We start from the raw sequence: 11,636 nt of genomic DNA on the forward strand, positions 1-11,636 counted from the left end.
TCTGCCGCCGCATCGACGGCGCGGAAACGACTTACTTGCGCTTGAGGTAAAACTCGAAGGCCTTGTCCTCGGTTTCGCCCTGGCGCGCCAGGTCGTTGCCGGTCTGTTTGGCGAAGGCCTGGAAGTCCTTGACCGAGCCCGGATCGGTGGCGAGCACCCGCAGGATCTGGCCCGGCAGCATCTCGGCCAGCGCCTTCTTGGCGCGCAGAATCGGGAGGGGGCAGTTGAGCCCGCGGGCGTCTACTTCCTTGTCGAATTCCATCGGTCCTCGTCCTTGCTGTGGATCAGCGAATCGCCCGATTCTAATGGCTCGTGCCGCGTGCAGGAAGCGGCGTGCTCACTGCTGACGCTGGCGCCGCTCCTCGTCGTGCAGCGCTTTCAGTTCGCGGAGCCGCGCGTCCATCGCGGAGAGTTCGTAGAAATCCGCATCGCCGGCGCGGCGGCCGATTTCCAGTTGCTCGATGGCTGCGGGCAGCGCGCCCTGCAGCGTGTAGACCTCGGCCTGGGCGCGATGCTGCGCGGCCCGTTTGCCCAGCGCCGCATTGGCGCGCGCCAGCGTCTGCCACAGGCGCAGATCCTCGCTGCGCGACTGCAGTCCCTCGCGCGCCAGCGCCGCGGCCTCGTCGGCCTGCTCGCCGGCCAGCAGCGCGTCGGCCAACGCATAGCGCAGGCTGCGGCTGGACGGATGGGCCGTGTGCGCCTTGCGCAGGATGCCGATCGCCGCCGCCGGCTGGCGCGCGGCCAGTTCCGCCTCGGCCGCCAGCGTGGCGACGAAGGGCGACGTCTCTTCGGCAAGCAGCGCCTGCGCGCCGCGGCGCGCCTCCTCCACCTTGCCGGCCCGCAGTTGGGCGCGTGCCAGCGCGTAGCGTGCGGCGGCATCGGCCGAATCATTGGCAGCCTGCACCTCCAGCGCCTTCAGGGTGTCGAGCGGCATGCCGCTGGCCGCGCGCAACTTGGCGCGCACGAAGCGGAAACCGGACGAATCGACCACCTGACGGTAGCGCATCTGACTGACGCGGTTGCCCATGTCGGCGATACGCGAGGTCGTCAGCGGGTGAGTGCGCAGATAGTCGGGCGCGTCGTTCTCGTACAGCCGCCCCGCGCGCTGCAGGCGCTCGAAGAAGCTCGGCATGCCGCGCACGTCGAAACCCGCGCGCTCCAGGGTCTGCAGGCCGACGCGGTCGGCCTCCTGTTCGAGCTCGCGGGTATAGCCCAACTGCGACTGCAGCGCGCCGGCCTGGCCGGCCGCGAGCGCCGCCTCGCTGACCTGCGAGTTGCTGCGCGCGGCAAGGATGGCCAGCAGTACCGAGGCCAGCATCACCATGCTGGCCTGGCTCTGCTTGCCGACCAGTTGGGCGATGTGGCGTTGGGTGACGTGGGAGATTTCGTGGCCGAGCACGGAAGCGAGTTCGGATTCGCTCTCCGCGGCGAGGATGAGCCCGGTATGCACGCCGATGTAGCCCCCCGGCAGCGCGAAGGCGTTGAGCGTGCGGTCGCGGATGGCGAAGAACTCCAGGCTCTGCTGCGGATTGGGGCTGGCGGCGGCGAGCCGGCGGCCCAGTCCTTCCAGGTAGTCTTCCACCTCGGGATCGTCGAGCCAGGCCGGATCGCGCGCGCGGATGTCCTGCATGATGCTCCTGCCGATGCGCCGTTCGGTCAGCGGGGACAATTCACTCGCGGCCACGTCGCCGAGGTCGGGCAGGTCGACCGCGGAAACGGGAAAGGCCAGCGCGAAGCTGAGCACGAGGGCAAGGGTTCGGCGCATCATCGGGTGCTATGATACAGGCCGATCGGCCGGGGTTCCGCACGGCATGTATCGACATGTAGACGCGTGCCCGGACTCGTCTCCCCTCCCCATCTCCATACGTCCGATGAGCGACTCCCTGACCCACTTCGACGCCGACGGCCAGGCCCACATGGTGGACGTGGGCGCCAAGGCCGAAACCCGCCGCGTGGCCGTGGCCACGGGGCGCATCCGCATGCAGCCGGCAACCTTCGCCATGGTACAGTCCGGCAGCGCGAAGAAGGGCGACGTGCTCGGCGTGGCGCGCATCGCCGCGATCCAGGCCGCCAAGCGCACCGGGGAACTGATTCCGCTGTGCCATCCGATCGCCCTCACCCGGGTGGCGGTGGAATTCGAACTGGACGCGGCCGCGAGCACGGTGGGCTGCACCGTCACCACGGAAACCGTGGGCCGCACCGGCGTGGAGATGGAGGCGCTGACGGCCGCGAGCGTGGCCCTGCTCACCATCTACGACATGTGCAAGGCGGTCGACCGCGGCATGACGGTGGAGTCCGTGCACCTGCTGGAAAAACTGGGCGGCAAGTCGGGGCACTGGCGCGCCGGCTGACGCGCCCGATTTGACCAGGCTCAACGGAGGCCATGGCGGGGGCCTGATATACTCCGCCCCGTCATGAACCCCAGCGTGCGCTCTTCCCGCTCCTGGCGCCTGGCCTTGCGGCTGGCGCTGTTCGCAGTGCTCGCCCAACTGGCGCTGGGCATCGCGAGCACCCAGCACCAGGCGCGCATGCTGGCCGCCGGCCCGCAGGCCTGGGAGGCGATCTGTACGCCTGCCGGCATCGAGTACGTCGACCTCGACGCGCTGACGGGCGAACCGCCCCTCGACGACGCGGCCGCCCGGCTTGCCGGCGGCATGCAGTGCGCGGTCTGCGCCGCGGCCGCCCTGTCGGCCGCTCCGCTCGCCCAGCCTCCCGCATTCGCCCCCTTCGAGCCGTTTGCGGCCGCATTGCCGCAGCCGATTCCCGCCGTCGCCCTCCCCGCGCCGGCCCTGGCGCTGCGCCCGCCACCGCGCGCTCCGCCCGCCCTTTCCTGAGTCCATCCTCCGATCCGTTCCGCCGCCTGCCCTAGGCAGGGCCGCGCGCACCTGCGCGCTGCGGAACGCTCCAGCCATTCGTTGCGCAAGCCCCGCCCGACCGCGGAACGCCTGCGCACGCACTCAGGAATTCCATTCATGCAACATCGTCAAACCCGCCTTGCCGCGGCCCTGTTCGTCCTGCCCTTCGCCCTCCCCGCCGCGGCGGAGGAAGAACCCACCCTGGCACCCCAGGTGGTCACCGCCGCGCCCATGAGCGAACCGCTCACCGTGGTCACCGACCCGCGCGCCGCGCGCCAGCCCATCCCGGCCCTGGACGGCGCCGACATCCTCAAGACCGTTCCCGGCTTCTCGGTGATCCGCAAGGGCGGCACCAGCGGCGATCCCGTGTTCCGCGGCATGGCCGGCTCGCGCCTGAACATCCTGCTCGACGGCGAGAACATCCTCGGCGGCTGCGGCGGCCGCATGGACCCGCCCACCGCCTACGTGTTCCCGGACTCCTACGACCGCATGACCGTGCTCAAGGGCCCGCAGACCGTCGCCCACGGCCCCGGCAACTCGGCCGGTACCGTGCTCTTCGAACGGGACCGCCGGCGCGCCGCCGAGGCGGGCGGCGAGGCGCACGCCAGCCTCACCGCCGGCAGCTTCGGCCGCCTCGACCTGCTGGGCGACGGCCGCTACGCCACGCCGGATTTCTACGTGCGCGCCACCGCCACCCGCACCCGCGCGGACGACTACGAGGACGGCGACGGCAACGAGGTGCATTCCGCCTACAAGCGCTGGAGCGGCACCGTGGCGCTGGGGTGGACGCCGGACGACGACACCGTGCTGGAACTGACCTATGCCCGCAGCGACGGCGAGGCCGCCTACGCCGACCGGATGATGGACGGGTCAGAGTTCGACCGCGAGAACGTCGGCCTGCGCTTCGAGAAGCGCAATCTGTCGCCCGTGGTCGAGAAGCTGGAAGCGCAGGTCTACCGCAACTACATCGACCACGTGATGGACAACTTCACGCTGCGCGACGGTCCCGCCATGCCCGGCATGCGCATGGTGAGCAACCCGGACCGCCTGACCCGCGGCGGACGCGTGGCCGCCGACCTGCGCCTGGCCGACCCCACGCTGCTGACCGTCGGCGTCGATGCCCAGTCCAACGACCACACCGCGCGCTCGGCCATGGGCGCCAACGCCTGGGACGCCTACCACGACGCGAAGCGCCGCACCGACGCCACCTTCCGCAATCAGGGCGTGTTCGCGGAACTGCAGCACCAGCTCGGCGAGCAGGACCGCATCGTCGGCGGGCTGCGCGCCGACCGCTGGCGCGCGAAGGACCACCGCAGCGGCGCCATCGTGACCGCCGGAGAACGCCGCAGCGAGACGCTGGAGAGCGGCTTCGCACGCTGGGAGCATGACTTGGCCAAGGGCGCAGCCACCGCCTATGCCGGCCTGGGCCACGTGGAACGCTTCCCCGACTACTGGGAACTGATCTCCCAGAACAAGCAGAGCGAGACCACCAATAGTGCTTTCCTGACCAAGCCCGAGAAGACCACCCAGCTCGACGTGGGCGTGAGCTGGGAGGCCGGTGCCGTGTCGGGCAGCGTGTCCGCCTTCTACGCCGACATCGACGACTACATCCTCGTGGACAAGGTCACCAAGGGCGGCGGCATCACCTCGGTGCGCAACGTGGAAGCGCGCAGCTACGGCCTGGAAGCCGGCCTGGGCTGGCGCTTCGCGCACAACTGGCAGGCCGATGCCACGCTCGCCTGGGTACACGGCCGCAACCGGACCGACGACACCCCCCTCGCCCAGCAACCGCCGCTCGAAGCGCGCCTCGCGCTGAACTGGGACGACGGCACCTGGTCGGCCGGCGCCCTGTGGCGTTTGGTGGCGGCGCAGAACCGCGTGGACGAGGGCAAGGGCAACATCGCCGGCCTGGACATCGGCAAGAGCGACGGCTTCGGCGTGTTTTCCATCAATGGCGGCTATCGCGCCAGCAAGCGCGTGCAGCTCATCGCCGGCATCGACAACCTGTTCGACAAGCGCTACGCGGAGCACCTGTCGAAGAGCGGCGCCGACGTGCCCGGCTACGAGACCGACGTGAGGGTCAACGAGCCCGGCCGCACCCTGTGGCTGAAGGCTTCGCTCACGCTCGACTGAGTGCCCGCCCGGCCGCCGGCGCATACCGGCGGCCGGGCGTGATGCTCAGTGTCTGGGCGTGTTCTCGTCGGGGCCGAAGTGCTCCTGCTGCGCCTCGCGCCAGGCGCGCAGCAGCGTCTCGGCGCCGCCGCGCACCTCGCTGCCCGCGGCCGGATGTTCGGCCAACTGGGCAAGATGGCGCACCAGGTTGCGCATGCGTCCGCGGCACACCCCCACCATCGCCGCCTGGGACAGCAGGTGCAGGGTGCGGGCGATGGTCCGCCCGAGTTCGGCGTCGATCTCGCGCGCCTGGCCCGATGCCGTGAGCGGCGGAATCCTGCGTATCGCCATCTTGCTCTCCCGGGTCGTCAGAGCGGCAGGTCGAAGTCCGGCGCGATCAGCTTCAGCCACGCATTGAGCCGTGCTTCGGTCTGGTCGGCCTGGTTGTCCAGATCCAGGGCGAGGCCGACGAACTTGTCGTCCACGACCGCCTGGGAGGTGGTGAAATCATAGCCATCGGTCGGCCACGCGCCGACGATGTTCGCGCCGCGGTCGGAGAAGAAGTCGTACAGGAAGATCAGCGCATCGACGAACTCGTTCGCGTAGCTGACCTGGTCGCCGAGGCCGAACAGGGCGATGGTCTTGCCGCTGAAATCCACGTCTTCGATCTTGGGCAGGAATTCCTCCCAGCTTTCCGCTTCGGTGTCCGAGGACAGGCCGGGCAGCTGGCCTTCGCCCAGGGTCGGCGTGCCGAGGATGAGGTAATCGTAGGCGGCGAAGTCCTCCGCCGTGACCCGGTTCACGTTGAGCGGGTCGGCCACGGTGTCGTCGTCGAAGCGTTTCTTGATCTGCTTGGCGATCTTGCGGGTATTGCCGGTGTTGGTGCCGAAAAACAAGCCGATGCGAGCCATTGCCATTCCTTGTCGAGTTGGGGATCGAAGGGGCGCACTGTCGGCGCCCGCCTGCCAATATAGACCATTACAGCAGAGTGGTTAATTGTTGCGATCTATTCTCAACTAGTCAACGCATGGCGATGGTTTTTCGATCTTGCGAATGCTTCCTGTTTACGTATCATGGACCGCACGCGCGAGCCCGCCCCGCCCGGTCGAGGATGAAACGATGAGCAAGAAATGCTGCGAGAAGCGCAAACGCTGCAAGGCCTGCCCACGCCGCCGGGGCCGGAAGGGTTATTAATCAAATACCGTTCGGGCTGAGCCTGTCGAAGCCCGCTTTGGGCCAACGCCCTTCGACAAGCTCAGGGCGAACGGTGTCGCCCGTTCCTGCCGGACCGTCAATCCCAGCTCAGGGCGCCGCCGGTCTGGTACTCGGTGACCCGGGTCTCGAAGAAGTTCTTCTCCTTGCGCAGGTTGGCCTGCTCGTCCAGCCAGGGCAGCACGTTGCGCGCGCCCGGGAAGGGCTCGTCCACGCCGAGCTGGCGGGCGCGGCGGTTGGCGATGAAGCGGAACTGGTCCATGTGCAGGGCCGCGCTGTAGCCCAGGATGGGCTCGCGCAGGACGAATCCGGCGTAGGCGGCCTCCGCGGCCTCGGCTTCGTCCCACAGCTCGCGCAGGCGCACCGGGTCGAGGGCGAGGTTTTCCTCCTGCAGCAACTGGCGCACCACGCGGATGCCGAAGGCGCAGTGCAGCACCTCGTCGCGCATGATGTACTGCAATTGCTCGGCGGTGCCCTTCATCAGCCCGCGGCGCTGCAGCGCGAAGATGGGCGTGAAGCCGTTGTAGAACCAGCAGCCTTCGAAGATGCCGGCGAAGAAGAGGTAGGAGAGCGCGAATTCGTGCAGGTTGTCCCGGTTCGCCAGGTCGAAGTCGGAACGCATGACGCGCTCCAGGCGGCGGTTGGCGAGGGCGATCTTGCCGTGGATCTCCGGCACGACCCGGTAGCGGTTGTAGATCTCCTGCTGGTCCAGGCCGAGGCTCTCGATGCAGTGCTGGTAGGTCCAGGTGTGCAGCGCCTCCTCGTACACCTGGCGGGCCTGGTAGATCTGCAGCTCGGGCGCACTCATCTTCTCCATCACCGCCAGGCCGATGTTGCGCATGGCGAGGATGTCCGAGGTGGTGAGATAGGCCAGCACGTTCTCGAACACGTGGCGCTCGGCCGCGTTGAGCTTGTGATGGTAGTCGTGCACGTCCTGGGCCATGGAGATTTCCAGCGGCGTCCAGTGGTTTTTGTTGGCGTTGAGGAAGAACTCCCACGCCCACGGATAGCGGAAGGGGGCGAGCTGGTTGATGTCGGCCTTGCCGTTGACGATGCGCTTGTCGGCCGCGCGCACCGGGGCGAGGGCCGCGGGCGCCGGCCGGTCGGGGGCTGCCGCGGTGCCGGCGGCGGAACTCGCGGGGGTACGGTCCTGGGCGGGCGCGGCAGGCGTGCGCGGCGGAGCCGGCGTGTCCCAGTCGTCGAAGATGGCGCTCATTGGCAGGCCTCGCAGTCCGGGTTGTCGATGGAGCAGAACTTTGCCTCCGCCACGGGCGCGGCGTCCGGCGCGCCGGCCTTCTCCACCGCGGTGGCGCCCAGGGTGCGCAGGTAGTAGGTGGTCTTGAGCCCGCGCCGCCAGGCCAGGCGGTACAGCTCGTCCAGCTTGCGGCCGGAGGGCGCGGCCACGTACAGGTTCAGCGACTGGGCCTGGTCGATCCACTTCTGCCGCCGGGCAGCGGCCTCCACCAGCCACGCCGGGTCGATCTCGAAGGCGGTGGCGTAGCGGGCCTTGAGTTCGTCCGGCACGCGGTCGATGGGGGCGAGGGAACCGTCGAAGTACTTCAGGTCGGCGATCATCACCTCGTCCCACAGGCCGAGCGCCTTCAGGTCGGCCACCAGGTGTTCGTTCACCACGGTGAACTCGCCCGACAGGTTGGATTTGACGTAGAGGTTCTGGTAGTCCGGCTCGATGGCAGCCGACACGCCGACGATGTTGGCGATGGTGGCGGTGGGCGCGATGGCCACGCAGTTGGAGTTGCGCATGCCATGGCGGGCAATGCGGCCGCGCAAGTGCTCCCAGTCCAGCGCGGCGCCCCGGTCCACCTCCACGAAGCCGCCGCGGGCGCGCTCCAGCAGGTCCAGGGAATCCAGCGGCAGGATGCCCTGCGCCCACAGGCTGCCATCGTAGCTGGAATAGCGCCCGCGCTCCTCGGCCAGTTCGGTGGAGGCGAGGTAGGCGTGCCAGCACAGGGCCTCGGCGGAGGCGTCGGCGAAGGCCACGGCCTCGTCCGAGGCGTAGGCCAGCCCCATGCGGTGCAGGCAGTCGGAGAAGCCCATCAGCCCCAGCCCCACCGGGCGGTGGCGCAGGTTGGCGGCGCGCGCCTTGGGCGTGGCGTAGTAGTTGATGTCGATGACGTTGTCCAGCATGCGCATGGCGGTGCGCACGGTGCGGGCGAGCTTGTCGTGGTCCAGCACCCAGCGGCCGTCGCGCTGCACCAGGTGGGCGGGCAGGTTCACCGAGCCCAGGTTGCACACCGCGGTTTCCCCGGCGGAGGTGTTGAGGGTGATCTCCGTGCACAGGTTGGAGCCATGCACGACGCCGACGTGCTGCTGGGGCGAGCGCAGGTTGCAGGCGTCCTTGAAGGTGATCCACGGGTGCCCGGTCTCGAACAGCATGGTGAGCATCTTGCGCCACAGTTGCAGGGCGGGAATCTTCTTGAACAGCTTGAGTTCGCCCCGCGCGGCCCTGTCTTCGTAGGCCGTGTAGGCGGCCTCGAAGTCCGCGCCGAACTTGTCGTGCAGGTCGGGCGCGTCCACCGGCGAGAACAGCGTCCACTCCCCGTTGTCCATGACCCGCTTCATGAACAGGTCCGGAATCCAGTTGGCGGTGTTCATGTCGTGGGTGCGGCGGCGCTCGTCGCCGGTGTTCTTGCGCAGTTCGAGGAATTCCTCGATGTCCAGGTGCCAGGTCTCCAGGTAGGCGCACACCGCGCCCTTGCGCTTGCCGCCCTGGTTCACCGCCACCGCGGTGTCGTTGACCACCTTGAGGAAGGGGATCACCCCCTGGCTCTTGCCGTTGGTGCCGCGGATCAGGCTGCCCAGGGCGCGCACCGGCGTCCAGTCGTTGCCCAGCCCGCCGGCGAACTTCTGCAGCAGGGCGTTTTCCTTGATGGCCTGGTAGATGCCTTCCAGGTCGTCGGCCACCGTGGTCAGGTAGCAGGAGGACAGTTGCGAGTGCAGCGTGCCGCTGTTGAACAGCGTGGGCGTGCTGCTCATGAAATCGAAGGAGGACAGCAGGTGGTAGAACTCGATGGCGCGCGCGTCCCGGTCGATCTCGTTCAAGGCCAGGCCCATGGCCACGCGCATGAAGAAGGTCTGCGGCAGTTCGATGCGGCGGCCGTCCACGTGCAGGAAGTAGCGGTCGTACAGGGTCTGCAGGCCCAGGTAGTCGAATTGCAGGTCGCGCCCGGCCTTCAGCGCCGCGCCCAGGCGGGGCAGGTCGTACTCCGCCAGGCGCGGGTCCAGCAGGCCCGCCGCCACGCCGCGGCCGATCAGCGCGGGGAAGCATTCGGCGTAGCCGGCGGCCATGTCCGCGTGGCTGCGTTCCGCGCCCAGCGCTTCCACGCGCAGGATGTCCAGCAGCAGGCGCGCGGCCACGCGGGAGTAGTCCGGCTCGCGCTCGATCAGGGTGCGGGCGGCCAGCACCAGGGACTGGCGCACGGCGTCCACCGGCACGCCGTCGTACAGGTTGTGCAGCGCGTGCTCCAGCACGGTTTCCGCCGACACGCCGGAGAGGCCCGCGCAGGCTTCCGTGCAACGCGCCAGCAGCGCGGCGCGGTCGAGAGGAACGCGGCGGTCGCCGTCGGTGACGTGCAGCAGCGGGCCGGTTTCCCCCTCGCCTGCGGTCTGGACGGCGGCGCGCTCGGCGGCGCGGCGCTCCCGGTACAGCACGTAGGCGCGCGCCACGTCGTGCTCGCCGGAACGCATCAGCGCGAGTTCCACCTGGTCCTGGATGTCCTCGATGTGCACCGTGCCGCCACCGGGCAGGCGGCGGGCGAACGCCTGCACCACGACGGCGGTCAGGCGTGCGACCAGGTCGCGCACCCGCGCCGAGGCCCCGCCCTGCCCGCCTTCGACGGCGAGAAAGGCCTTGGTCATCGCCAGCGCGATCTTCTCGGCATTGAAGGGCACCACGGCGCCGTTGCGGCGGATGACCTCGAAGGACTGCAGTTCGGCCAGGGCCGGGATCGGGTGCCGGAGGGTGGATGGGGTGGATGTGTCGCCTGCGACTGCCTGCATGCTTGCTCTCCCGCAGCATCGGGAACGGCATGCCGGCATGACGGAAGGCGGGAGGCCGCGGGCGCCGGAACCGGCCGCGGCGGGCAGGCCCGCGCGCTTCCGCCATGGAGACACCCCGCTCCAGGGTCAGAAAACCCGGCCGCACAAGAAAAGCGGACCGGAACCGCGCCGGCAGGTCTCCTGGCTCACGGGTCTTCGTCCTGCACCGGCCTTCCCGGAAGCGATGCCTTCCAGTGGCGTGCTGCGGTGGCGGACTCGCCGTTCACAGTTGCGGGGGCAGCTCCGGCATCGGCACACGGCCTGACCGGATTCCCTTCTCATCCCCTGTGGGGAACCGTCGCGTGGCGCAGTGTATCTCCGGCAGTGTGGCGTCGGCAAGGGGCGAAACACTATCTGTTGATCAGATTTGTCAATGAAGCCCCATATCTAGTCAGGAGACTACTTCAGACTGGAGGGCGCGATGCCGTGGATGCGCCTGAACGCGGCGGCGAACTGCGCGGGATTGGAGTAGCCGACGAACTGGCAGGCCTGCAGCACCGTCATCCGCCCGTTCTCTATCAGCTCGCGCGCACGACCCATGCGCGTGTGGCGCAGGAAGTCGCCGATGGTCTGCCCGGTGACCTGGCGGAAGGCCGTCTTCAGATAGCATTCGTTCAACCCCACCCGGCGCGCCAGCGACGCGATGGTATGGGATTGGGCGAATTCGTGGCGCAGGATGTCGATGGCGTCGTCCACCGCGACGCGATGCCTGGGGCGCGGCACCCTGGTGCGCGAATGCGCGCCCAGGCAGCAGGGGCCGGCCAGTGCGGCGACGAACTGCAGCGCCGCGCCTTCGATCTGCAGGCGCCCGACCGCGGATTCCGGTGAGGTGCCGAGCAGTGCCAGCGCCGTGCGGATGCCGTGGCGCTGGCAGGCGTGGCGCCGGTCGAGCACGGCGTAGCAGCGGTCCGGCGAGGGCCGCAGCAGGCCGGAATGGCCGGCAAGCGGGCGGCCGCCGAACAGTTCGTCGACCAGCGGCGCCGGAACGTCGATGGAAATGCCCTGGAAGGTTTCGTTGGGCGGGTACCGGTAACGCACCACGTGGTCTTCGTTCGCGTGCATGTGCTTCAGCGCCACCATGCAGCCCTCATAGGCGTGCCCGCCGCTGCCCGGCGTGGAGAGATGCATCGAGCCGGACAGCAGGATGCGCACGCTCAGCCACTCGGTGCGGTCGGTATAGGTGGTGTCGTAGGCTTCCCGGAAGGAGTAGGTGCAGCGCCCGATGGCGATGCCGTGGTCGATCTGGTAGAGGTCCATCCAGCCCTCACCCGCATCCGGCGTGACGCCGTAGCGCGCGTAATGCGGCGCCTGGGCGCCGTCATGGGCGGTTTCGGCAAAGACGTCGATGTCCCGGAGCACGGAACGGTAGTGCTCGAAGATGGTGTCACTCATGATCCGCGC

At 69.0% G+C, this 11,636-nt stretch carries 10 protein-coding genes and 1 riboswitch; of the genes, 3 read left to right on the top strand and 7 right to left on the bottom strand.

Features of this window, described 5'->3' with window-relative positions:
• Nucleotides 1-31: 31 nt before the first annotated feature.
• Nucleotides 32-262 carry a sulfurtransferase TusA family protein gene (locus tag E6O51_RS16600; protein WP_136386125.1) on the bottom strand — a complete coding sequence of 77 codons (231 nt, stop codon included), beginning with the start codon at nt 260-262 and terminating at the stop codon, nt 32-34.
• A 75-nt stretch (nt 263-337) separates the two neighbouring features.
• Nucleotides 338-1,768 (bottom strand): beta-barrel assembly-enhancing protease, encoded by a 1,431-nt coding sequence (locus E6O51_RS16605; protein ID WP_136386126.1) that lies wholly within the window; start codon nt 1,766-1,768, stop codon nt 338-340.
• A 103-nt stretch (nt 1,769-1,871) separates the two neighbouring features.
• On the opposite strand from E6O51_RS16605, the gene moaC reads away from it, so the two are divergent.
• From moaC to E6O51_RS16620, 3 genes are all read left to right on the top strand, one after another.
• Nucleotides 1,872-2,351, top strand: coding sequence for a cyclic pyranopterin monophosphate synthase MoaC (moaC, locus tag E6O51_RS16610; RefSeq protein WP_136386127.1), 480 nt, complete (start codon nt 1,872-1,874; stop codon nt 2,349-2,351).
• A 63-nt stretch (nt 2,352-2,414) separates the two neighbouring features.
• Nucleotides 2,415-2,834 (top strand): DUF2946 family protein, encoded by a 420-nt coding sequence (locus E6O51_RS16615; RefSeq protein WP_211091441.1) that lies wholly within the window; start codon nt 2,415-2,417, stop codon nt 2,832-2,834.
• 138 nt (nt 2,835-2,972) lie between these two features.
• Nucleotides 2,973-4,988 (top strand): TonB-dependent copper receptor, encoded by a 2,016-nt coding sequence (locus E6O51_RS16620; RefSeq protein WP_136386129.1) that lies wholly within the window; start codon nt 2,973-2,975, stop codon nt 4,986-4,988.
• A 45-nt stretch (nt 4,989-5,033) separates the two neighbouring features.
• On the opposite strand, the gene E6O51_RS16625 is transcribed toward E6O51_RS16620, so the two are convergent.
• The 5 genes from E6O51_RS16625 to E6O51_RS16645 all read right to left on the bottom strand — a co-directional run bounded on the left by E6O51_RS16625 (nt 5,034) and on the right by E6O51_RS16645 (nt 11,627).
• Complete coding sequence (locus tag E6O51_RS16625) at nt 5,034-5,318, bottom strand: hypothetical protein (protein ID WP_136386130.1); 285 nt, start codon at nt 5,316-5,318, stop codon at nt 5,034-5,036.
• Between the two features lie 17 nt (nt 5,319-5,335).
• Nucleotides 5,336-5,878 carry a flavodoxin gene (locus tag E6O51_RS16630; RefSeq protein ID WP_136386131.1) on the bottom strand — a complete coding sequence of 181 codons (543 nt, stop codon included), beginning with the start codon at nt 5,876-5,878 and terminating at the stop codon, nt 5,336-5,338.
• 380 nt (nt 5,879-6,258) lie between these two features.
• Nucleotides 6,259-7,395, bottom strand: a complete 1,137-nt coding sequence (locus tag E6O51_RS16635; protein ID WP_136386132.1) for a ribonucleotide-diphosphate reductase subunit beta — start codon at nt 7,393-7,395, stop codon at nt 6,259-6,261.
• The gene (locus E6O51_RS16640) at nt 7,392-10,196 is read right to left on the bottom strand and encodes a ribonucleoside-diphosphate reductase subunit alpha (protein ID WP_136386133.1); all 2,805 of its coding nucleotides are present in this window, start codon (nt 10,194-10,196) and stop codon (nt 7,392-7,394) included. Before E6O51_RS16640 ends, E6O51_RS16635 begins: the two co-directional genes overlap by 4 nt.
• A 153-nt stretch (nt 10,197-10,349) precedes the next feature.
• A riboswitch (cobalamin riboswitch) is annotated at nt 10,350-10,550 on the bottom strand.
• Nucleotides 10,551-10,634: 84 nt separating this feature from the next.
• Nucleotides 10,635-11,627 carry a helix-turn-helix transcriptional regulator gene (locus tag E6O51_RS16645; RefSeq protein WP_168735302.1) on the bottom strand — a complete coding sequence of 331 codons (993 nt, stop codon included), beginning with the start codon at nt 11,625-11,627 and terminating at the stop codon, nt 10,635-10,637.
• Between the last annotated feature and the right edge of the window lie 9 nt (nt 11,628-11,636).

This window comes from Pseudothauera rhizosphaerae, from assembly GCF_004801305.1.
Lineage (GTDB): Bacteria > Pseudomonadota > Gammaproteobacteria > Burkholderiales > Rhodocyclaceae > Pseudothauera > Pseudothauera rhizosphaerae.

What these genes read in the sequence shown, in the direction of transcription:
- moaC (WP_136386127.1), top strand. Translation starts at nt 1,872, where the DNA reads ATGAGCGACTCCCTGACCCACTTCGACGCCGACGGCCAGGCCCACATG.
- E6O51_RS16620 (WP_136386129.1), top strand. Translation starts at nt 2,973, where the DNA reads ATGCAACATCGTCAAACCCGCCTTGCCGCGGCCCTGTTCGTCCTGCCC.
- E6O51_RS16640 (WP_136386133.1), bottom strand. Translation starts at nt 10,196, where the DNA reads ATGCAGGCAGTCGCAGGCGACACATCCACCCCATCCACCCTCCGGCAC.
- E6O51_RS16635 (WP_136386132.1), bottom strand. Translation starts at nt 7,395, where the DNA reads ATGAGCGCCATCTTCGACGACTGGGACACGCCGGCTCCGCCGCGCACG.
- E6O51_RS16645 (WP_168735302.1), bottom strand. Translation starts at nt 11,627, where the DNA reads ATGAGTGACACCATCTTCGAGCACTACCGTTCCGTGCTCCGGGACATC.
- E6O51_RS16625 (WP_136386130.1), bottom strand. Translation starts at nt 5,318, where the DNA reads ATGGCGATACGCAGGATTCCGCCGCTCACGGCATCGGGCCAGGCGCGC.
- E6O51_RS16605 (WP_136386126.1), bottom strand. Translation starts at nt 1,768, where the DNA reads ATGATGCGCCGAACCCTTGCCCTCGTGCTCAGCTTCGCGCTGGCCTTT.
- E6O51_RS16600 (WP_136386125.1), bottom strand. Translation starts at nt 262, where the DNA reads ATGGAATTCGACAAGGAAGTAGACGCCCGCGGGCTCAACTGCCCCCTC.
- E6O51_RS16615 (WP_211091441.1), top strand. Translation starts at nt 2,415, where the DNA reads ATGAACCCCAGCGTGCGCTCTTCCCGCTCCTGGCGCCTGGCCTTGCGG.
- E6O51_RS16630 (WP_136386131.1), bottom strand. Translation starts at nt 5,878, where the DNA reads ATGGCTCGCATCGGCTTGTTTTTCGGCACCAACACCGGCAATACCCGC.